The 21,333-nt window shown below is 42.3% G+C and carries 18 protein-coding genes; 10 read left to right on the forward strand and 8 right to left on the reverse strand.

The window, feature by feature from the left end; genetic code table 11:
• Positions 1–112: 112 nt before the first annotated feature.
• Positions 113–1,204, reverse strand: a complete 1,092-nt coding sequence (gene ald, locus ACM5QX_RS10145) for an alanine dehydrogenase (protein WP_414753413.1) — start codon at positions 1,202–1,204, stop codon at positions 113–115.
• A 308-nt stretch (positions 1,205–1,512) separates the two neighbouring features.
• On the opposite strand from ald, the gene ACM5QX_RS10150 reads away from it, so the two are divergent.
• The 3 genes from ACM5QX_RS10150 (at position 1,513) to ACM5QX_RS10160 (ending at position 3,700) form a co-directional block, all read left to right on the forward strand.
• Complete coding sequence (locus ACM5QX_RS10150) at positions 1,513–1,683, forward strand: chlorophyll a/b-binding protein (protein WP_010996510.1); 171 nt, start codon at positions 1,513–1,515, stop codon at positions 1,681–1,683.
• Between the two features lie 566 nt (positions 1,684–2,249).
• Positions 2,250–2,546, forward strand: coding sequence for a hypothetical protein (locus ACM5QX_RS10155; RefSeq protein WP_010996509.1), 297 nt, complete (start codon positions 2,250–2,252; stop codon positions 2,544–2,546).
• Positions 2,547–2,659: 113 nt separating this feature from the next.
• Complete coding sequence (locus ACM5QX_RS10160; RefSeq protein ID WP_414753414.1) at positions 2,660–3,700, forward strand: WD40 repeat domain-containing protein; 1,041 nt, start codon at positions 2,660–2,662, stop codon at positions 3,698–3,700.
• A gap of 49 nt (positions 3,701–3,749) precedes the next feature.
• Here ACM5QX_RS10160 and radC read toward each other — a convergent pair whose 3' ends face one another.
• Positions 3,750–4,481, reverse strand: coding sequence for a RadC family protein (gene radC / locus ACM5QX_RS10165; RefSeq protein WP_414753415.1), 732 nt, complete (start codon positions 4,479–4,481; stop codon positions 3,750–3,752).
• Positions 4,482–4,652: 171 nt separating this feature from the next.
• Positions 4,653–5,591 carry a phosphoribulokinase gene (locus tag ACM5QX_RS10170; protein ID WP_414753505.1) on the reverse strand — a complete coding sequence of 313 codons (939 nt, stop codon included), beginning with the start codon at positions 5,589–5,591 and terminating at the stop codon, positions 4,653–4,655.
• A gap of 574 nt (positions 5,592–6,165) precedes the next feature.
• Between ACM5QX_RS10170 and ACM5QX_RS10175 the strand changes: the two genes are divergently transcribed.
• On the forward strand, positions 6,166–7,767 hold the full coding sequence (locus tag ACM5QX_RS10175; RefSeq protein WP_414753416.1) for a peptide ligase PGM1-related protein: 1,602 nt from the start codon (positions 6,166–6,168) through the stop codon (positions 7,765–7,767).
• Between the two features lie 14 nt (positions 7,768–7,781).
• Here the strand turns inward: ACM5QX_RS10175 and ACM5QX_RS10180 are convergent, their stop codons facing one another.
• Positions 7,782–8,642, reverse strand: a complete 861-nt coding sequence (locus ACM5QX_RS10180; protein WP_414753417.1) for an Rpn family recombination-promoting nuclease/putative transposase — start codon at positions 8,640–8,642, stop codon at positions 7,782–7,784.
• A 118-nt stretch (positions 8,643–8,760) separates the two neighbouring features.
• On the opposite strand from ACM5QX_RS10180, the gene menB reads away from it, so the two are divergent.
• Positions 8,761–9,594: a 1,4-dihydroxy-2-naphthoyl-CoA synthase gene (gene menB, locus ACM5QX_RS10185; RefSeq protein WP_414753418.1), complete on the forward strand. Its 834-nt coding sequence runs from the start codon at positions 8,761–8,763 to the stop codon at positions 9,592–9,594.
• A 149-nt stretch (positions 9,595–9,743) separates the two neighbouring features.
• On the opposite strand, the gene ACM5QX_RS10190 is transcribed toward menB, so the two are convergent.
• Entirely contained in the window at positions 9,744–10,058 is a 315-nt protein-coding gene (locus ACM5QX_RS10190; RefSeq protein WP_414753419.1) for a hypothetical protein, read from the reverse strand.
• Positions 10,059–10,429: 371 nt separating this feature from the next.
• Positions 10,430–10,987 carry a DUF721 domain-containing protein gene (locus tag ACM5QX_RS10195; RefSeq protein WP_414753420.1) on the reverse strand — a complete coding sequence of 186 codons (558 nt, stop codon included), beginning with the start codon at positions 10,985–10,987 and terminating at the stop codon, positions 10,430–10,432.
• Positions 10,988–11,333: 346 nt separating this feature from the next.
• Between ACM5QX_RS10195 and ACM5QX_RS10200 the strand changes: the two genes are divergently transcribed.
• The 5 genes from ACM5QX_RS10200 (at position 11,334) to ACM5QX_RS10220 (ending at position 16,379) form a co-directional block, all read left to right on the forward strand.
• Entirely contained in the window at positions 11,334–12,653 is a 1,320-nt protein-coding gene (locus ACM5QX_RS10200) for a hypothetical protein (RefSeq protein ID WP_414753421.1), read from the forward strand.
• 237 nt (positions 12,654–12,890) lie between these two features.
• Positions 12,891–13,598, forward strand: coding sequence for a PspA/IM30 family protein (locus ACM5QX_RS10205; protein WP_414753506.1), 708 nt, complete (start codon positions 12,891–12,893; stop codon positions 13,596–13,598).
• Between the two features lie 162 nt (positions 13,599–13,760).
• Positions 13,761–14,537, forward strand: a complete 777-nt coding sequence (locus ACM5QX_RS10210) for a PspA/IM30 family protein (RefSeq protein ID WP_011317053.1) — start codon at positions 13,761–13,763, stop codon at positions 14,535–14,537.
• A gap of 209 nt (positions 14,538–14,746) precedes the next feature.
• Positions 14,747–15,082 carry a thioredoxin family protein gene (locus tag ACM5QX_RS10215; protein ID WP_011317052.1) on the forward strand — a complete coding sequence of 112 codons (336 nt, stop codon included), beginning with the start codon at positions 14,747–14,749 and terminating at the stop codon, positions 15,080–15,082.
• 73 nt (positions 15,083–15,155) lie between these two features.
• The gene (locus tag ACM5QX_RS10220; protein WP_414753422.1) at positions 15,156–16,379 is read left to right on the forward strand and encodes an LL-diaminopimelate aminotransferase; all 1,224 of its coding nucleotides are present in this window, start codon (positions 15,156–15,158) and stop codon (positions 16,377–16,379) included.
• A gap of 280 nt (positions 16,380–16,659) precedes the next feature.
• On the opposite strand, the gene hetR is transcribed toward ACM5QX_RS10220, so the two are convergent.
• On the reverse strand, positions 16,660–17,559 hold the full coding sequence (hetR, locus tag ACM5QX_RS10225; RefSeq protein WP_010996495.1) for a heterocyst differentiation master regulator HetR: 900 nt from the start codon (positions 17,557–17,559) through the stop codon (positions 16,660–16,662).
• A gap of 949 nt (positions 17,560–18,508) precedes the next feature.
• Positions 18,509–20,764, reverse strand: coding sequence for a septal junction formation protein SepJ (gene sepJ, locus ACM5QX_RS10230; protein ID WP_414753423.1), 2,256 nt, complete (start codon positions 20,762–20,764; stop codon positions 18,509–18,511).
• Positions 20,765–21,333: the final 569 nt, after the last annotated feature.

Raw genomic sequence — 21,333 nt, forward strand, 5'->3', positions numbered from 1 at the left:
TTTCATCTTCTTACTTCTCCCGCCTTTTTTCTTAATTCACATTAGGCGTAAATTAGTAATGGGTAATGGCAAGAAATTTATTCTCAATTACCAATTACCAATTACCCTAAAATTAACTGACTAAATCAGGAAAAACCTCTTGTACAGCTGGGTGTACAAGGCGATGATTCTGCACATTTAAACCCTTGGCCAGTGCTTGATTCACTTCCAGCGCTTTGAGTCCTTGATTTGCCAACTGTACAACGTAAGGTAATGTACTGTTGTTAAGTGCTTGAGTGGCTGTCCAAGGTACTGCACCTGGCATATTAGGAACGCCATAATGCACTACGCCCTCTTCAATGTAGATTGGGTTAGTATGGGATGTAGCGTGTAGTGTTTCCACACAACCACCTTGGTCTACAGCCACATCAACTATTACTGAACCTGGGTGCATTTGTTTAACTAATTCACGAGATACTAGAATTGGCGCTCTGCGTCCTAGTACCAAAACAGCACCAACAAGTAAATCTGCTTCTTTAACTGCGGCTTCGATATGGGCAGAACTGCTGTAAAGTAATTCAACTCTAGAACCAAACAAAGTTTCTAAATAAGATAAACGTTCAACATTTACATCTAATATTTGTACGGCTGCACCCATACCTACAGCAATTCTGGCAGCTTCCGTACCAACTACACCACCGCCGAGAATCACTACTTTTCCTGGTTTAACTCCAGGGACACCACCCAGCAGTACACCTCTACCACCTTGTTGACGTTCTAAATAGCGTGCGCCAAATTGTACTGCTAACCGACCGGCAATAATGCTCATGGGGGTCAGTAGCGGTAGTCTGTTAGTGCCTGGTTGTTCTACGGTTTCGTAAGCGATCGCACAAATGCCACAATCAATTAAATGCTCTGTTAATTTGCGATCGGCTGCTAAATGCAGATAAGTAAACAATATCTGCCCTTTTTGTAAAAAGTTGTACTCACTCGTCAGTGGTTCTTTAACTTTGACTACTAACTCTCGACTCCAAACTGCCTCTGCTGTAGGGACAATATCCGCTCCTACACTGCGATATTCATCATCTGTAAACCCAGCACCGCTACCAGCTTGAGTCTGAACAAAGATACTATGACCATTTTCCTTCAATACCCGCACGCTAGAAGGACTTAAGCCCACCCGAAATTCTTGATCTTTAGTTTCTTTAGGAACACCGATTTCCATTTAACGCCTCTGATAAATTTTTTGTTTAATTTAGCCTGCCAGTATCAGACTGACACTTCCGTATTGTGGATATCTATCTACAACATTAGTTTGCCCAATCCCAATATCTAAGCCGCAAACTCTTACCCTTGACTATTGCCCCAGTGCTTCTACAATATATAAAGATTAATTACAATTTGTTAAAAAATCATTGCGTGGCTTCCGAAATAGGAGCTACTGGATTTTTCGACTTAACCTTGGCGTTTTCGCCTTGCAATTAGCTCAAAATTCGTTATTAAGTCCCGTTTGCCGAAAAGAGGTTTTTCAAAATGTCCCAAACACAGCCAACAGTTACACCCAAGCTAGAAGAGCCAAAATTTGGCTTCAATGAATATGCAGAACGCTTGAATGGTCGCGCTGCAATGATTGGTTTTCTTTTGATGGTAGTCATTGAATATGCCACCAATCAAGGTGTCTTGTCCTGGCTCGGACTTAAGTAATGTGGAGTGGGGAGTTCTGAGTCGTGAGTGGAGAGCAAGAATTTTTTCCTCTCTCTACCCCCTATCTCTTAGGGACTTCCAGAAAATAAATTATCCAATATTGATAGCAAAGAAGATGAGAAGATTCTTTCTCTCCCTGCTTCCCCCCGAAGTTCTGAGCGGAGGAAACCTAAGCTCAGACTTCTCTCTACTCACCAAAGCGATTGGATATTTTTTTAGTTGGAAGTCCCTTGCCTCCTACCCGACTGAAACCAATGTTAAAGTTGTAAGCTAGTAATTAGCAGAGTTAGAGCCAGCTGGAGTATCTAGCTGGTTTTGACTTTATTAACTTATAGTGAACTACCTCACACAACTTGCCTGATATAACTATGAGGCACACCGAAGAGTGTTAGTAATATCTTAAAACTTGCCAAGTCTTCATGTAAGGGAGTGAATTACTACACGGAAACCCCACTGAAAAAATTATAATCTTTACTTAAAGATGCCTTTTATTCAGGATAGTAATTCTCCGGTAAGGTATTCTTGGTAAATTTACACAAAAGGTTATCTGGACAAACCAAGCTGTGATGAACGTTGTATTACCTCGTTTTTTGAAGTCAGCCTACAGAAAGGAACCAGTTATTAGTGTGTTAATCACAATGGGTGTGGTAGATGCGCTAATTGGTGGGTTAGATGATAGCTGGTCATTATTTGCTGTTGGTTTGGGAACAGCAGGTGTCAGCCTCGCTTTTAAGTTGTGGCGTAGTAGTCAGCAGCGCTCTCCTGTTATAGAAGAGCCTGTAGTACAACATTACTTGCCCCCTCGCTCGTCTAGTCCGACTCTGCCGATGCTGAGTGTGCAGAAGAAAAAACCACCGTATTAGGGAATACTGAGTTAATAAGTGTTGAGTCTGCACTTGACTAGTATTTGATTAGGTGTATTTAAGCCAGGTGAGGAAAAACAGTGAGGAGCAAGGGAACAGGAGGGACGTACTTCATGGTACGGCCATACTTGATATTACTATTTATGGGGGTTGTGGCTCTGCCCGTGAATCTAGGGCAAGGGCTAAGGGTAAATGCGGCGGATACGGTGCAAGTTACACCCAACCCAGAACCAACAACAGGATTTACCAATCCTAGACTCCTATATAGCCTCAACGCCCATTCAGGGAGGGTAAAATCTTTAACTTTTAGCCCAGATAGTCGGACTATCTTCAGTGGAGGGGCTTACAATGATGGCATTATTCGGCTGTGGAACTCAACAACTGGTAAAAGAGTAGGAACCATCAACAAAGCGCAAAAAAATGCGGTGGAATCTTTGGTGATTTCCCCTGATGGACAAACTTTAGCCAGTTCTGGCAGTGACAATATTATTAATCTGTGGAATCTTAAAAATAATCAATTTACACGCTCTTTTGTAGGACATACTGCTAGTGTCATGTCCTTAGCTGTATCTTCAGATGGTAAGGTTCTTGTTAGTGGTGCTTTAGATGGGATTCGGGTGTGGGATTTGCTCCAACAACGCCCATTATCTACCTTAGTGCGCTTTGATAATAGAATTGATACCCTGGCCATGAGTTCTGACGGTCAAACTCTGGCTAGCGGTGACACAAAAGGTGTAATTAAACTGTGGAATTTAAGTACAGGTAAATTAATTCGGGAGTTTACAGCTCATTCTGGTACAGTTACAGATATTGTCTTTACACCAGATGGACAAAATTTAATTAGTTGCAGTAGCGATCGCACTATTAAAGTTTGGAATATCCCATCCGAACAACTCAGCCGCACTCTCACAGGTCATAATAATTGGGTAAATGCGATCGCTATTAACCGCGATGGTAAAACTTTGGCTAGTGCTGGTAGAGATGGGATTAAACTCTGGGATTTATCGACTGGTGAGTTATTAAATACACTGATTGGTCATAGTGATTGGGTAAGTGCGATCGCTTTTAGTCCAGATGGTAAAACTCTTGCCAGTGGAGGATTTGACGGCATAGTTAGTATTTGGGGTAATCCACCAGTTACAGTTCGTAAGTAATAATTTAAACTTCAAAAACATCCTCACGACATCTATTTTATTTTTGGATTTAATCACCTTGAGGATAGTCATTCCACAAGGTGGTAATTTCCCGTAAACTCTGATAATTACCATTGCCCAAAATCAAATGATCTAACAAGGGAATCCCTAAAAGTTGCGCTCCTGCTAATAATTGGCGCGTCAATTCTATATCTTCTGGGCTGGGTTCCACGTTACCTGAAGGGTGATTATGGGCAATGATAGTGCGTGTTGCGCCTTGGCGGATGATTTCCCGAAAAATTTCCCGTGGAGAAGCTAAAGTTTCTGTAGCTGTGCCAATGGTAATTACCTGTGTTCCCAGTAAGCGATTTTTGACATCTAATAACAATACGGCAAAGCGTTCTTGATTCTGCCACATCAAATCTTGACTCAGCGCCGCCACCGCAGCCACGGGACTATCAATTGGTGTTTTATCTAAAGGACGGAATTGAAAGGTGCGTTTACCCAATTCAACCGCCGCTAATATACTTGTGGCCTTTGCTGGGCCAATTCCGGGGATTTGCATTAACTCAGCCGGAGTAACTTCTCGCAAAACTGCCAATGGGTCACGCTGATTTTTACCCAACTCCTGCAACAGATATTGCCCTAAACCAACGGCTGAGAGTTTGCCAGGCCCTTGGCCAGTGCCTAAAAGAATTGCGATTAATTCGGCTGTGGCTAAAACTTTTGGCCCGTGTGTCATTAACCGTTCACGGGGACGCTCATTTGTGGGTATATCGGCAATTCTCAGGCAGTAAGTCATAGGATAACTAAAGATAGTTACTGTAGATGCAACTATCTTTAGTTATCCCTTGTTTACGTTCACAATTACCCTAGCTTGAGAAAATCTTTAATTTTTGTTTTTTCTTTGTGTATTTTAAAGTTGTTGACTGCCAACTAACTGTGAACAGTCAAGCATGAAAATAAAAGATTTTTACTGATAAATTTGCGTTGCCTTGAGCATATGGTAGGTGATGATTAACTGAGTCAGGGCTAGGGGGTAACTTTGTAGTGTTTCGCCAGTTGTCCCAGCAATCTTGCCTAATTCTGGGTTACTTTCGCGATCGCATACACTACTCAAGTAAGGCATATCAGAACAAAGAATATGCTCTAATTTATTTACCTGTTCTAAAGTGGCGTGACCGTCAACTTCTAACACATCAACTGGTTTACTCATATCTCTGTCCAAGCCCAGGCGAATAGCTGACACAGAATTACCATTCGTCAAATTAATAATGGGAGTAAAATCTGGGTGAGGAATGGTAGGACGCAATACTAAACGCACGTTGAGATGTCCGTTGGTTTCATCTCCATCCTCATGAGGTGGATAGAAACTGACAACAATATCAGACCATTGCCGTTGGGGACGAATAAATTGTTCTGAATCTGGTTCGCGCTTCTCTAATTCTGCTAAGACTTGTTCGGGAGTGTAGCCACGCTTTTGTGTGTCGCGTTTCACTTTCCATTTAGCGCGGAGGTTCTCTGGAGGGGCGAGGTAAACTTTCACATCGTAACATTCACGGGCGGCGCGAGTAGAATAACCAAGTAATCCCTCGATAATGACGAATTTATTGGGTTTTATATATTGGGGCGGCTCAAAACTTCCGGTTTTATGACTATAAACTGGTTTAAGAATTGGTTGTCCTGTGCGTAGCAGCGATAGATGCTGCTGCATAATATCTAAATGGTTACAATCGGGGTGAAGAGCGGTAATTCCTATTTCTGCACGTTGTTGTCGATCATACCGATGGTAATCATCTGTGCAGATGAGTGTAACATTTTCTGGCCCCAGTACCTGAGCAATGCCCCTAGTTAGTGTAGTTTTACCAGCAGCACTATCACCAACAATACCAAGAATTATTGGACGGCTCATCATATCCCCCCGATACAAGTAACTATAGTAATAAATTTTCAGAGAATGTTTTTTTATTTTAGAAGGGATTGTGTCAAGTCATTTAATTGCACACATTTGTGCAACATCTCTATACATTTAGAAAGAGGATAATTCTTAATTGCTTGCACAATTGCACCTAAATTCCAGTAGTATTTAGGAACTTTATGTTGTAATCAAGTATTTAACATCTAGAAGTCAGCATAGATACTATTTTGATATTCTTATTGCCATACTTGAGCATCGATAATCCCTAAGTCAGAATAAATTAAGTCTTTGATATTCCAGCTTCATGCTTTTAATCAAATCAGATTGATGATGACTCAATGATTTTCCTGGGTTCTGGATACTGGCTCCTGCATTCTTAAATATGTAAAATACTGGCTAAGTATCAGAAATTTTCTTACTTTTGAGGCATAGCCAATCAAGGTCAATCATAACTACTATGACGGCAGTAGATACAGTCAAGAACTATTGCATAACAGCTATATATGACTTTCTTTGGGATATATAAGAATAATCAGACAGTATTGGGGAGCAAATGGGGGCAGGGACTATGGTAACGCTAAATCATACAGAATTAGAATCAGTTGATCAGTTTCGTAGTCTGCAATGTACTTTACGCGATCGCTGGAAAACTATCGAGCAATTTGATACTGGTGAAGCGGATATTATCGTTATTCCTTCCTTAAGTATTGACCAACGCGAAATTCAAAAAGTTGAAGGTTGCGAACATTATGAAGAAAGATTACTTTTTGCTTTGATGCGGTTACGAAATCCCCGTACAAGATTGATTTATGTAACATCAATTCCATTGCATCCCAGCATTATTGATTATTACTTGCAACTACTGCCGGGTATCCCATTTTCTCATGCGCGTAATCGCTTGCTACTGCTTTCGACTTATGATTCTTCTCCTCAACCTCTAAGTCGAAAAATCTTAGAACGTCCCCGCTTAATGGAAAGAATTCGGCAAGCCTTAAGGTTAGAAAAATCCTTTATAATTTGCTACAACTCGACAGATTTAGAAGCAGAATTATCACTCAAATTAAATGTACCATTGTATGCTGCTGCTCCAGATTTGCAGATTTGGGGGACAAAAAGCGGTAGTCGGCAAATCTTTACAGAAAGCGGTGTACCTCATCCTGATGGGAGTGGACTAGTTTGGCACTATCAAGATTTAGCAGTAGCGGCTAGTGATTTGTGGGAACGCCAACCTTCATTAAAACGGATGGTAGTCAAATTAAATGAGGGTATTTCTGGAGAAGGAAACGCCCTGCTAGACTTGCAACCAATTATGAATGTTGCACCAGGACAAGCATCTACAGCAGAAAGGGTAGCAGCAATTGGTGATAGCTTTTCTTCTCTGCGTTTTCAAGCCAAGCAAGAAAATTGGCAGAACTTTTCGGGGCGAATTACCGAATTAGGGGCGATTGTCGAAGCATTTGTGGAAGGAGAAAACAAGCGATCGCCTAGTGTCCAAGGACGGATCACCCCCACAGGTGAAGTAGAAATTCTCTCGACTCACGACCAAATTCTGGGCGGCCCAGATGGTCAAATTTATTTAGGTTGTCGCTTCCCGGCTGATGAACGCTATCGCTTGCAATTACAACAGTTAGGTTTACAAGTCGGTAGAAAACTGGCAGAAAAAGGAGCTTTAGAAAGATTTGGGGTAGATTTTATCACCGTTGACCAAGGTAACGGTCAATGGGATATTCAAGCAATTGAAATTAACCTCCGCAAAGGTGGGACAACCCATCCTTTTATGACCTTAAAATTACTGACTAACGGTCGTTATGAACTATCTACTGGTTTATTCTATAGTCAGCAAGGTCGCCCCAAGTATTACATTGCTACAGACAACCTGCAAAAAGACCGCTATCGTGGATTGCTACCCAACGATTTAATGGATATCATCGCCCATCATAGATTGCACTTCGATAGCTGTACGGAAACTGGGACGGTGTTTCATCTGATGGGTTGTCTTTCCCAGTTTGGCAAATTGGGGCTAACTAGCATTGGTGATTCTCCCCAACAAGCCGAAGATATATATAACAAAGTCGTCAAAGTTTTGGACGAAGAAACCCGCGCCAATAATAAACAGTTTCCCCTGTTTTCTGATTACACCTTCTCCAATTCCTGGGATGGATATAGTTAATTTGTAATTCCCAATTATCTTGTAGCTTGATTTTGCAACCACCCCAGCAAATCGGCGATAGTTGAGAAATCTAACAGCGCCTCAGCTAAAGCCTCTAACTGTTCTAGAGATAAAACCTCAATCTGGCGTTGCTGTTCGTCGGGAATTGCACCTACTCGTTTGTTTAATTGTCGGAGAATCAGCGATCGCGCCTCTTGTTCCCGTCCCTCGCCTCTTCCTTCTTGTTTCGCTTCTCTATAAACTCTTGTTTCTTCCAACTTTAGTCCCAGCATCGCTTCAATTTCCTCTCGACTTAAGGTAGCAAATTTGTAGACCATAATTGTTGTCACTAAATCTATTATCGCTCGTGACGACAGGATGTCTACTTCTTGTTGCTGTGCTTGCTCCAGCAAAAACCTGGCTGATTCTACTGCTTCTGTTTCCGGAATGGTCGTCAGCAGCATCAAGCCTAATCCCAAGGGTTGTTGTTGCAAATCCCCTAACTCATCAAGATATACCCGTCGTACTTGACCACTTTCTAATAATGCTCTATGGATTGTTGTATTTGAAGGTTCCAGGCTGCGCGAGGCATAAATTATGACCCCAAACCAGTCATCGTAACGAATGGTATGGCGATAGAGAAACAAAAACAATTCGCTAAAAAAGCGATGATATAGGTCTTCGTCCTTTTGAAACTGAACTTCAGCAAAGAACACAACCTGAGAAGCTGCATTGGTGGGGGGTAGGAACACGCCATCAATCCGAAATGCTGTTTCTTTAACCTCGACCGATTCAAACTGATACCCATCAGCTTGTGGGGGTGGTTGGTCTAGTAATTCAAACAGCAAACCGGGAAATTGCTTGAATAATTTGTAAAAGATGGAGTCACGTCGCATAAACTTAATTGTATAAGCTTGGGGTGCTAAATATTAGCGATCGCCGTCGGCGGGGCGTAGCCCATCGCAACTCCCCACCTCTGCGATAAAATTCTCAAGCACAACAGCCATAATTCTCATGCAAATCGACTGGCAATCTACCAAAACCTACGAAGACATCCTTTATCACAAAGCTGATGGCATTGCTAAAATTACCATCAACCGTCCGCACAAACGCAATGCTTTTCGCCCCAAAACTGTTTTTGAACTGTATGATGCGTTTTGTGATGCTCGTGAAGATACTAATATTGGCGTAGTTCTATTTACTGGTGCTGGCCCCCATACTGATGGCAAATATGCCTTCTGTTCTGGTGGAGACCAAAGCGTGCGAGGGCAAGCTGGCTATGTGGATGATGCTGGCATTCCTCGCTTAAATGTGCTGGATTTACAACGCCTGATTCGTTCCATGCCAAAGGTGGTAATTGCTTTGGTTGCTGGATATGCGATCGGTGGTGGACACGTCCTACACTTGATTTGTGACCTTACCATTGCTGCTGATAATGCTATTTTTGGTCAGACTGGCCCGAAAGTGGGCAGTTTTGATGGTGGTTTTGGCGCTAGCTATCTTGCGCGCATTGTTGGACAGAAAAAAGCACGAGAAATTTGGTTTCTCTGTCGTCAATATGATGCCCAACAAGCTTTAGAAATGGGTTTAGTCAATTGCGTTGTGCCGATAGAGCAACTAGAAGCAGAAGGAATTAAATGGGCTGGAGAAATTCTAGAAAAAAGCCCTATTGCCATTCGCTGTCTCAAAGCAGCATTTAATGCTGATTGTGATGGACAAGCAGGTTTACAAGAACTAGCTGGTAATGCCACCTTACTTTATTACATGACAGAAGAAGGTGCTGAAGGTAAACAAGCTTTTTTAGAAAAACGTCCACCAAATTTTCGAGACTTTCCTTGGCTACCGTGATTGAGTATTAAAGATTAGGTATTGGGTATTGGAAAAATTAATTAATCACCAGTCCCCAACTCCTAATCTCCAGTCCCCAACTATAAATCTTAAAAGACAAATCTAAATTCTACGCAGACTGCAAACACAGTCAGGTAATATATGAATGGTTAAATAAGTACTGTCTCAGCTTTTGCTTGTTCAGAAGTAGAGGCAGTTTTCTCCTGAGTTACAGCAAAAACAGCATTTTCTACATTACACACCAAAGGTTCAGATTCTACTAATACTGGTGTGGCATCAGGTAAACTCCAAGCATCTTCCAACGTTTCCCAAGTAGGAGCAAAAGGTGGTAGCGCTAAAGAGCAAGCTTTCCAACAGGCTTGCACAGGCGCTCCCAGCTGTTGGCACATCCCGCCTCGGCGACCCTCTGGCTTGTAATGGCGACAATATCGACAGGCAGATGTCAAAGAATTAATGGGTTTCATTTGGTTTCATCTTTAGTGCCGTTTATGGCTGATTTCGTCTCTATATTTTCCTTCTAGATAGAAATACGTATTGATCCCATAACCCGTGATTATATCTAGGTTATAACCCGTTTAACGGCAAAATAAACTTTATTATGTTTTTAGATTTATGTTATATTTTTCAATGTTACTTATAGTGGTTACATATAAATTATTGCCAATAACTTATTGGGGATCAACGGTAAAGATAAAACTTTAGACGTATAAATTTTTTTTAATTAAGATGTAGCAACTCGTATCTCAGTAAAGTTATTAGGTGATTTGTAGTAAAAAGTGGCATTAACAACAAATTTCAATCTTATAAAAAAACAGCACTTTTATACATAAAATAATTACATATTTTTGGGCAACTGCTTAACGCTACAAAACCCACAAACCCCCCAACGCTGGAGTTCACCTGGTGGTGTAGGACATTGACATTGAGGACAAAGGGGTAAATTCTGCGATCGCCTCTGCCTTGTCTTCGCCCAATGATCAAAAACCTGATTCACATCTTGATTAACTGCTGCTACTTGACCCTGGTCTTCATTGACATCACCCAAATAACTGGGATGTTGGCTATGTAACCCTGTTGATCGGGGTTTTTCCTTTTGTGGATGGCGTTGCCAACCAGCAGTAGAAAAACGCAAATCTACAATAGGGGTAGATAACTTTTGATTTAACTTTAAAAGTAACGTTTGACGGCTAAATGTCAAATTTTGCGCCCAAGCGGCGCTAGAAGTTGCTACGCGTAACACATCACGCTGTAGTGATAAAGGTTGAGTTTGGGCTGCAATGGTACTGCCTACAACTTCTGCCCAAAACTGGCATACTTGCTGAAATGGTTGTTGTTGCCATTTCGCCTGCTTTTCCAGAACACCTAAAATATCGTTAACGGATTTAAAAGACATCTTGCCAAATAACAGCCAGAATTAAGCTTATACCAATTCAAAATTCAAAATATCCTACGAGTTCTCCGCAGGAGTACAAAATTCAAAATTAAGAATCAAGACAGGACAAGCATTTGGGGCTTTATATCTGTCGCATTCTTTTTTCAAATTGGTATTAGTTCTGGGATCTATACTAATAGACAATTTTCTTTAACATTGGTACACAACTGATATCTCATCGAGAAGACCAGACTGCCTTTCCTGACAGAGATGTTACGCGAAGGTCACGTAACTGGCTCAAATTTTCCAGATAAATTTTGAATTGTTAATTCCCCACTCCCCCCTGACGAAATGAGGTACATAGGCAATGAGTCAAAAACCCCCAATAGATTCTAGTACTGGGCTAAAACCAGCATTAGTTGCGGCACTAGCGAGTTTGGAAGTGCAGTTAGAACAAGAATTAGCTCGTTATCGGCGCACACGTATGGGGATAAGGGCAAACAGTCCATCTCGTGTGAATAGTTATGCTCAGAATTATCCTCAAGAGTTGACCGATAAGAATGCCACAATGGCACATACTCAGCCATTGACAGTAGAAAGTAAATCCCAGGCAAAACCTTTATCCCTGGCCGCAAGCCCTGAGGAGAAAACAGCCTCAATTATTATCAAGTCACCTGTTCACGACAAAAACCCAACACCTAGTGGGGAAAATCTATCTTCACCTGCACGTCTAAATCCTTATACTCCTACAACTGTCGCCAAGACGGAAACACCAAATAACGATCCACTACAAACTACACCTGAAGGCAATACACAAATTCCTTTACCTCCAGCTAACTCCACCGACACTAGCAGTATCGTACCGGCGATCGCTCAAGGTAGTCAAAGCGAAAAACTCTTAGCCGATGATACTCCTGCCCAGCCCAATGACTATTTAGAATCCAGTGAAGCACTACTGCGGAGTCTCACAGATGAACAGTCAGAAAATAGCCAACCAAACAACTCTAGCGATAGCCTGTTATCTCCTTTAGGCATCGGTTCCATGTTGCTGTTATTAGTAGCAAGCCTAACTTTAGGGTACGTCGTTTTTAATCCCAAAACCTTACCCCAGCTAAATTTCAGTAGATTATTTAACGGTGATCCTTCTCCTACTACCGAAAATCCGCCAGAAGTTGCCAATAATCCCCCAAGTCAATCGCAACCAGAACTTACTTCCATTCCTAAGTATCCCGACTTAACTGCTAGAGAGTTTCCAGAGTTGAGAAATCCTATTGACGTAGTTGGCTTACAACCTAAAGTACAACCAACACCCATCGCCCCCGCTAACACTCTTCCTCTCCAGCAGCCAGTGATACCTCCTACTACTAACCCCTTACCAGAGGCACCACCTTTACCTGCCTTAGATGCCTCATCAACTCCCCGCTTACAACCCTTACCCCAAGGAACAGCAACTCTGCCCCCAGCTAGCAACCAAATCAAACCGTCAACAGATGGACTGTACCATATAGTGATAGACAATCAAGGAGCTAATGCCCTGACTGCCGCACGCCAAGTAGTTCCCGATGCTTACTTGTCAAGAAACAGCACATTAATCTATCTAGCTACGGTCAAAACAAAAGAAGAAGCAGAACAAAGGTTAAAACAGCTACAGACTAAGGGGATTAAAGCACGCCTACAGCAGCCATAAGTTGCAAAAATTTACGATACGATTAGGGAACAGGGGACAAAAAATACTGGATATGAGGTGTGGGGCATTTTTTCGTGCTAACGCCAGCAAAACTCAAATGTGAGGTCTCTAGCTTGCCTACCAACTGTGCTTGCACGCTTCTGCAAAATCTTGAATTTTGTTGGCGCAAGTTTTACCGTAGGCTATGCAGAAGTTTCCTTGTTGGGGTTGATTGGCAAAAGTGAATGGAGAGCCGAAATGGAATTGATTAAGCGTATCCAAAGGGTGATTAGTGCCAACTTCAATAGTGTGGTAGCCAGCAAAGAAGATCCAGAAAAAATTCTGGAACAAGCTGTCATGGAAATGCAGGAGAACTTACTGCGATTGCGACAGGGAGTAGCACAGGCGATCGCCACCCAAAAACGTACTGAACGCCAAGCCGCATCTGCCCAGTCCACCGCAGAAGAATGGTATCGCCGCGCTCAACTAGCACTACAACAAGGGAATGAACCTCTGGCGAGAGAAGCCTTGACCAAGCGCCAGTCTTATGTAGATGCGGCTAAGACCTTCTCAAGTCAAATAGGGGAGCAAATCGAGATAGTAGATAGACTGAAAAAAGATATGCGGTCACTAGAGTTAAAAATTGCCGAGGCGAAGACTAAAAAAGATATGTATATCGCTCGCGCTCGTTCAGCAGAAGCGTCTTACAAACTTCAAGAAATGTTAAGTGGAGGTTCAGCCACTAGCAGCTTGAATGCTTTTGAGCGGATGGAGGAAAAAGTTTTGCAAATAGAAGCAAAATCAGAACTCATCACTCAAATGGGTAGTGACGACTTGCAAAAACAATTCGATTCTCTAGAAGCGGCTAATGATGTTGATAGTCAACTAGCAGCAATGAAAACACAAGCTTTAAGCGAGGGAGAAAATACCCCTCAGCAGCAACTACCCCAAGGCGAAAACTATTAAAATTTAGTTAATTACCAACTCTAGGATATATCTTAACTATTAACGGGTGTCGGGACTGACTGAAGCCAACCGGAAAGATTACATTGAAAGTGGAAGCTATTAAATAGTAAAAAAGCGAACTAATCAACCAAGCGCGTAAACTCCAAAAGGAAAAACAAAGTTATGGGATTATTTGATCGCATTAAGCGAGTAGTCAGTGCTAACCTCAACGATTTAGTCAATAAGGCCGAAGATCCAGAAAAGATGCTGGAGCAAGCCATCCTCGAAATGCAGGAAGACTTGGTACAGCTACGTCAAGGGGTGGCTCAGGCGATCGCCGCCCAAAAACGTACAGAGAAACAATATACTGATGCCCAAAATGAAATTAATAAGTGGCAACGCAATGCCCAATTAGCATTGCAGAAAGGTGACGAAAACCTAGCCAGACAAGCCCTAGAGCGGAAAAAGACTTATACCGAAACCAGCACAGCCCTAAAAACTAGCCTAGATCAACAAAGTACTCAAGTTGAAACACTCAAGCGCAATTTAATCCAGCTAGAAAGCAAGATTTCTGAAGCCAAAACCAAGAAAGAAATGCTCAAGGCGCGGATTACCACTGCCAAAGCCCAAGAGCAACTGGAAGGGATGGTACGTGGTATGAATAGCAGCAGTGCTATGGCTGCCTTTGAGCGCATGGAAGAAAAAGTGCTGATGCAGGAAGCCCGCGCCCAATCAGCAGCAGAGTTAGCTGGAGCAGACTTAGAAACCCAATTTGCCCGTTTAGAATCTAGCAGCGATGTTGATGATGAATTGGCAGCGTTGAAAGCCTCCTTAGCTCCTGCACCTGAGCAAAACCTACTACCCCCACAACAACAGGAACAGCAATCCACTGCACCTAAATCCAAAGAGGTTGTTGACTCTGAATTGGATGCCCTACGCAAACAATTGGATCAGTTGTAAGGTTTGCTGCCTAACAAATTTTTAGTTAGTCCCACGCCTCTTGGTTGTGGGATTTTTAATCATTGTCAGACAACTGTACAGACGCGATTAATCGCGTTTCTAACAACTGTACAGACGCGATTAATCGCGTCTCTAGCAACTAACTCCCAGATTGAGATACAGTAATTTGTGTGCCAACTTTGTATCGATGCCAACTAATGGAGACTGCAATGAGTAAGGGTGTAATCACCATAACTGATGCTGAGTTTGAAAGCGAAGTGTTGAAAGCCGAGCAGCCTGTATTAGTTTATTTCTGGGCTTCTTGGTGCGGGCCGTGCCAGTTGATGTCACCACTGATTAATTTAGCGGCTAATACCTACAGCGATCGCTTGAAAGTTGTCAAACTGGAAATTGATCCTAATCCCACAACTGTCAAAAAATACAAGGTAGAAGGCGTACCAGCCCTCAGATTAGTAAAAGGAGAACAGCTATTAGACTCTACCGAAGGAGTGATTAGTAAAGATAAATTGCTCAGTTTCCTAGATACGCATTTAAATAATAATTAGTCCATAGTCCATAGTCCATAGTCTATAAGTAACGACCATTGACTATTGACTATTGACTACTGACTAATGACTAATGACTAATATGCAATTCTCACAGCGTTTACAACCTCTGCAATCTAATGTCTTTGCTGATATGGATAAGGCTAAGGCCTTGGCGTTAGCAGCAGGAAAAGAGTTAATTGATTTATCTTTGGGATCTTCGGATTTGCCAGCTGAAGCTCATGTGATTGAAGCGATCGCTAAATCTTTATATGATCCCAGTACCCACGGCTACTTGCTTTTTAATGGGACAAGGGATTTTCGCCAAGCCGCAGCTAACTGGTATGAACAAAAATTTGGGGTCAAAGTCGATCCCGAAACAGAAGTACTGCCTTTAATTGGTTCCCAGGAAGGGACTGCTCATTTACCTTTGGCATTACTCAATCCTGGGGATTTTGCTTTACTGCTTGATCCCGGCTACCCTTCCCACGCTGGGGGAGTTTACTTAGCTAGTGGGCAAATTTACCCAATGCCATTAAAGGCAGAAAACGATTTTTTACCTGTACTTACTGATATCCCGACGGATGTCTTGGCTCGGTCGCGGATGATGGTATTAAGCTATCCTCACAATCCCACAGCAGCGATCGCACCTTTATCTTTCTTTAAGGAAGCTGTGGCTTTTTGTCAGGAACATAACATTGCATTGGTGCATGATTTTCCCTATGTGGATATGGTGTTTGAGGATGCTGGGAACTTGAATATAAATCTTCCCCAATCCCCAATCCCTAATCACCGATCCCTAGTACCTTCAATTCTCCAAGCTGACCCAGATAAAAGTGTTTCTATTGAATTTTTCACTCTTTCTAAGTCCTACAATATGGGCGGTTTTCGCATTGGCTATGCCATTGGTAATGCCCAGATGATTCAGGCTTTACGCCAAATCAAAGCAGCCGTTGATTTTAATCAATATCGGGGAATTTTAAATGGAGCGATCGCCGCTCTGACTGGTCCGCAAGCAGGTGTAGAAGCTGCTGTGTTAACATTTCGCCAACGTCGTGATGCTTTTATTCATGCTCTACACCACATCGGTTGGTATGTTCCCACTCCCAAAGCCACTATGTATATCTGGGCAAAATTACCATCCTCGTGGAGTCAAAATTCCATAGAATTTTGTACACAGTTAGTCAAACAAACCGGTGTAGCGGCTTCTCCTGGTGCTGGCTTTGGCAAATCTGGTGAAGGATATGTGCGCTTTGCCCTAGTCCATGAACCATCTATATTAAGAACTGCCGTTGAACGAATTAGTAATTTTCTCTAATCTAGCGTCATCAAAACTTATTACTTAAACTAAGATTTTGACACAAGGGACATCCGCACGCGATAGGCTGCTTTTAACTTCCCCGAAACGACTCTTGTCGCGTTGGCTTAATTCTTGCTACATCAGGGATTAAATCCTGAATTTTTAGCAGTTAAAACCGCCCATCGCTGCTGTGTCATCTGCCATGCCAAGTATTTAATTTAATTTGCCGAGTCATTTGTCATCACTAGCATAAGTTTCTCAATGAAACATGACTAGTACTTTTATTTGCTCTGGGTGCTTAATCTTCTTTTCTACCAAACACCATTTGCAGAATCATGGGGATACCACCTACTTGGTGATATTTATCAGCCCAGGTACGGATAATTTCATCCAATTCCTGCATTGCTTCATCCCAGCGCTCTGGTGGCACATCTAGTTCTTCTAAGGCTCGCATAGCGTTTGGTCGCTTTTCTGCCCAGTCTTTCATCATGCGGAAATACCGAGCGGTATCTTCCACCATAATATAAGTCCGTTCTTGGTCGTCTGCTGGGGCATAGAAGGGACGAGTCAAGGCATAGAAGGGCATTCCCCAAGGAGAATCAATTCTTGTCACCGTACCAGAGTAGAGCAGACGACGCTTGATATGCTCTGCTAGGGCTTCGCTTAACTCCATGCGGTGTTCTGGGGGCAAATCTTCTTGCGATCGCTTATGGAGAAATTCGATCAACTCCAAAAACTCAAAGGAAGTAACTAACTGAGCGTCGGGAAGATTGCTAGGTAGCTTATGCTCAATTTGTCTTTTTTCTTCGCTTGTGAGGCTTGTACCGGGAATGCGCGATCGCCCAGGTATCCAAGGGTACTGTTCCATCCACACGTAGGGAAACTGAATCAAATACCGAGGTTCCTGAGAACCTAAGGTCTTGAGCAGTTTGCCCTCCATAAGGGCTTGTCTCACTTCCTCTACGATGATTTTGACCCGTTTTGGCTCTAGGTGGTGCAAATGTCCGGTCATCCGGAGGTTTTGTCCCTGCTCTAGATAAGTCATGTAAATGGCGCACTTAGCCGCCGTTGCTGCTGCATCTAAGAATGCTCCATGCCTATGCCCGCTCGTCCTCATGGCGCTAAAAGCCAGATATAGCATGATCTGATCCATTGCACTGGGGCCAAGACGCTTGATCAGATCGATGTCGTTACTCATATTACAAATAGTTGAATAGCACGCTTATTAGTCTAAAAAAAGTAGTTGGTATACACCCATAGGGGGGTGAGATTGTGACACCAAAATGTTTATGATGTTTTAAATAAAAGTAGATTCATGGTCGAGATGCTCATTCCTCCGTAATTTATGGCATATAACTAGCAACAGTGTTGTTACTAGACTGCTTGTATCTTACCGAAAAATCACAAAATAACTGCCAGAATTTCCTCATTTATAACATTTGTCAATTACTGGCGAACTTTATGGTTCTAATAAGTAACCTACAAGGACTTTCCCTGTTATCCGGAACTTATCTGCTCTTTAATAGCGTCAATAAGTTTGCTACTTTTAACACTTTTTGGCTGCACCCGGATTTGGGATATAGCAACACAGCGGCCAATTATGGGAGACCATAATCGCACAATCTCTCCTTGAGGTGACTACTCTATTCCTGGATAATTTCACCCAGATGCTGACCGATTATTTCCAGAAATAACAGGGAGTGATTTTTTGAAAAAAGTCACCTGCCGAATACGCCAAACTCACTAACGCCCATTGAATAAATGGAGCGTTCTTACCTGCCGAGATGCTGACAAATTTTTTTGTTCTTATGGCAGTGTAGGTCGTTGGCTGGAGGGAAAATTATAGACGCTAAATAAGACAGCTAATTCCAACTTAGCAATACCTTTTATTTCCTCACAACATAATATTCTATATTTATCTGTCATATTATTAAAATTGCATGAATTAATCTACTCTTAACTTTTCTTTTGCTAAAAATTTCAAGAATTGATGAATAACCAGTGGTTTTTCCGCAGAAAAATCAAGGTTTGTTGACATTAAGCGGTTATGACTACTGAGTCAGAAGTCCAGAGTCATTAATGATTCTCTTCCTGATACCTAAGTAACTAAACATTTGTTTTAGTTATAAGTCCTTTGTAATGAGGGTTTAACCTTCTGCATTGGAAGGTTTGTTGGGATTTTGTATTTTGCCAATACCAAAAGCAATTGCCCCAAAAGTTACAAATAAAACTCCGAATATCTGGGCAATGTTTAAAGTTTCTTGAAGTACCAAACCAGCAAAAATTACTGTCAAAATAGGTACGCTTGCACTAATAATAGCTGACCGCAACCCACCCAATTTATTGATCCCAATATGGCTGAATACATAGCTCAATAGAGTTAAAGCACCCAAAATAAAAGCACTTAACACAATTTCCAGTAACTTAGAAGGGTCAACAACTAAGCTCCAGTTTTCCGGTAACGGTATCATCAAGAAGATAAAACTCAAACCCAACATGGTGACGAAGTTAATCAAAGACAAAGATACTGGATGGACTTTAGCAGCACATACGCGCGTCAGTATCAGGTAACAAGCAAAGGCTGCACCAGCGAGAATTGCCGTGATGCTACCAAGGGGAGTAGTTCCTATACCAGTGCTGGTTGCTCCCGCAAAAACTAACACCTCACCACAGAAAATAGAGCCGATCGCACTAGCGCGGAATACACCGGGGCGATCGCGGAACAGGAGCCAGGATAACACCCCGTTAATCAGTGGATAGATAAAGAAAAGGGCGATCGCCACTCCGGTGGGAACTTGACCAATGGCCAGATAAATCAGAACTTGCGATAAAAACAAAAAGCAGCCACTAGCAAACATTAACTGGACTACTCTCTGTGGCTGAGAACGACTTCCAGACTGGTTATTGCCTAATGATTGCTTCAGGTTTTGCAGATCCTGCCACACTTGCGGATACATCATAGGTGCTAAAAGTATCATTAGTGGTACAACCACCATCAACCGCAAAGTCAGAATTAACATAATATTTCCCAACGTCGGCGAGATTAACCCCGCGACTTCCAGCATGGCGGAGAGTTGAGAAGTTTTATAAAACATCCCCTTCAGAACTACGTTGTATAACGCTGTCATCACGGTGGACAACACAACCAACAAGAAACCTACCTGGACTGGGGATAGGTTTGATGATTTACGTGATCTTGATGAAGAAGGTGTTGATCCCCGTCTAACTACCGATGCAGGTGGAGGAGATGAGGCTTTACCTGCCGATGAATCTGGACTGAGTACAGAAACTGGCTCAGGGGGTTTTTCTGAGGAGGGTGAGAACTTAGTTTTGCTTGTAGAAACTGGCTCAGGAGGTTTTCCTGAGGAGGGTGAGAACTTCGTTTTACTTGTAGAAATTGGCTCAGGAGGTTTTTCTGGAGTTGGTGGAGATTTAGCCGCACTCGCAGATAATTCTCTATTAATTACAGAACTGGGTTCAGCAGCTTTTTCCTGAGTTGATTGTAATTTCGTCTCGCTGTCTGGTGACACTTTGGGGATCACAGACTGTGGTTCAGGGCGTGTTTCCTGGGGTGGTGGAACTATTGGTACTGGTGTTGATTTCTCAGGAGGAGTAATACTCACCGATGGCTTGGTAGTGCTAGTTTCCTCTACTGGTGTAGATACTTGTAAAGGATTGGGCGATTGTTGTTCGGGAAATTGCAATACCGTAGGTGGTGATAAATTCACTACCGCCGGAGGGCTAGGGGGTTGTAGTTCTGGAGGCTGCAACACCGTTGGCGGGGATAACTGGGCTTTTGCTGGTGATGTTTCTTGGATAGCTCTTGTCAGTTCCCCACGTAGACGATCAATCAACTCTTCGACAATTGTTTCTCCTTGCTGCTGCTGGTTATACATTCGGGACAACTGCTGGGAGAGATTACTTTGGTAGTTTTTGAGTTCTTGTTGGAGAGAATTAAAGGCGATCGTTAAGTTATCGTCTAGACTACCCAGCATTTTTTCTACCTGCTCGTTGCTCTCGATAGCAGGGCCGATGCTTTGGGCTGACTTGAGAGCAGCTATTTGGCTCTCGGTTTGGTTGGCTATTTTCGCTAGTGATGATTGCAGTTGAGAACAGATGTGCTTGGCTAAAGCTTCTGACAATTGACGGATTAATACTTGCTGCTCTGTAATCCGCCGTACCTCTTGTAAATGTTCTTTTTCTTCAATTAGCTGCTGAACTTCATCTGTTAGACGGTCTTTTTCTGTCTGTAGTTTTTTGATTTCTTCCTGAAATGATCTGAGGACATTCTGCTGTAGACTTTCTAAATCTTCCACAACAGCCCATAGAGCTGTTTCTGCTGCCCTGGATAACTCGCCTCGGACTCGCGGGTCGTTGTCTGGTCGCTTCTCAAATCGCCCCATTAGCTTCTAACCTCTATACACCTTGACGATACAGCTACTGCCTGTAAATTTGCGTGGCGCTCACTCTAATTTCCTGTATTTTTTCAGATAAACTCAAGAATCTTAACAGGACTTACGGATATCAACGTCATTTTGTCATGACCAACCCAAGGTTGGCAAAGCATATAATGTGACTCACAGCTTACTAAAACACGTTTCCTTCAATCTCATAGGCTGCATTGCATCAGCCCGATTTCAGTCTTTATATCCGAGTGAGATTTTGTCTCAAGAAAACAACTCACTAAATATAAATACTTGTTATTTTTGTGGCAACAGTAATTTATCAAGTTCTGCAATTGGATACTTGGCAACAAAAAAGCGGGTGCAGTTGTAATATTTATATGTAGACTTATGCAGAATGTAGCTGTAATAACAGTTTATATCTTCGATATGGGGCTTATGCTGCGCGTTTTGCCAAAATTAAAGTTATTCCCTAGACAACATTTTAATAAATTACCTGCCATTTTGCCAAAATACTTCTAGCAGATATTCGATATTTTGTCTGGATCTCAAGTTTAAGAAATAAAGCT

It is taken from the genome of Anabaena sp. CCY 9910, assembly GCF_963920875.1.
Classification (GTDB): Bacteria; Cyanobacteriota; Cyanobacteriia; order Cyanobacteriales; family Nostocaceae; genus Trichormus; species Trichormus variabilis.

What these genes read in the sequence shown, in the direction of transcription:
- ACM5QX_RS10215 (WP_011317052.1), top strand. Translation starts at nt 14,747, where the DNA reads ATGAGTAAGGGTGTAATCACCATAACTGATGCTGAGTTTGAAAGCGAA.
- ACM5QX_RS10205 (WP_414753506.1), top strand. Translation starts at nt 12,891, where the DNA reads ATGGAATTGATTAAGCGTATCCAAAGGGTGATTAGTGCCAACTTCAAT.
- sepJ (WP_414753423.1), bottom strand. Translation starts at nt 20,764, where the DNA reads ATGGGGCGATTTGAGAAGCGACCAGACAACGACCCGCGAGTCCGAGGC.
- ACM5QX_RS10175 (WP_414753416.1), top strand. Translation starts at nt 6,166, where the DNA reads ATGGTAACGCTAAATCATACAGAATTAGAATCAGTTGATCAGTTTCGT.
- ACM5QX_RS10160 (WP_414753414.1), top strand. Translation starts at nt 2,660, where the DNA reads ATGGTACGGCCATACTTGATATTACTATTTATGGGGGTTGTGGCTCTG.
- radC (WP_414753415.1), bottom strand. Translation starts at nt 4,481, where the DNA reads ATGACTTACTGCCTGAGAATTGCCGATATACCCACAAATGAGCGTCCC.
- ACM5QX_RS10180 (WP_414753417.1), bottom strand. Translation starts at nt 8,642, where the DNA reads ATGCGACGTGACTCCATCTTTTACAAATTATTCAAGCAATTTCCCGGT.
- ACM5QX_RS10170 (WP_414753505.1), bottom strand. Translation starts at nt 5,591, where the DNA reads ATGAGCCGTCCAATAATTCTTGGTATTGTTGGTGATAGTGCTGCTGGT.
- ACM5QX_RS10200 (WP_414753421.1), top strand. Translation starts at nt 11,334, where the DNA reads ATGAGTCAAAAACCCCCAATAGATTCTAGTACTGGGCTAAAACCAGCA.
- ACM5QX_RS10155 (WP_010996509.1), top strand. Translation starts at nt 2,250, where the DNA reads ATGAACGTTGTATTACCTCGTTTTTTGAAGTCAGCCTACAGAAAGGAA.
- ACM5QX_RS10190 (WP_414753419.1), bottom strand. Translation starts at nt 10,058, where the DNA reads ATGAAACCCATTAATTCTTTGACATCTGCCTGTCGATATTGTCGCCAT.
- hetR (WP_010996495.1), bottom strand. Translation starts at nt 17,559, where the DNA reads ATGAGTAACGACATCGATCTGATCAAGCGTCTTGGCCCCAGTGCAATG.
- menB (WP_414753418.1), top strand. Translation starts at nt 8,761, where the DNA reads ATGCAAATCGACTGGCAATCTACCAAAACCTACGAAGACATCCTTTAT.
- ACM5QX_RS10195 (WP_414753420.1), bottom strand. Translation starts at nt 10,987, where the DNA reads ATGTCTTTTAAATCCGTTAACGATATTTTAGGTGTTCTGGAAAAGCAG.
- ACM5QX_RS10220 (WP_414753422.1), top strand. Translation starts at nt 15,156, where the DNA reads ATGACTAATATGCAATTCTCACAGCGTTTACAACCTCTGCAATCTAAT.
- ACM5QX_RS10210 (WP_011317053.1), top strand. Translation starts at nt 13,761, where the DNA reads ATGGGATTATTTGATCGCATTAAGCGAGTAGTCAGTGCTAACCTCAAC.
- ald (WP_414753413.1), bottom strand. Translation starts at nt 1,204, where the DNA reads ATGGAAATCGGTGTTCCTAAAGAAACTAAAGATCAAGAATTTCGGGTG.
- ACM5QX_RS10150 (WP_010996510.1), top strand. Translation starts at nt 1,513, where the DNA reads ATGTCCCAAACACAGCCAACAGTTACACCCAAGCTAGAAGAGCCAAAA.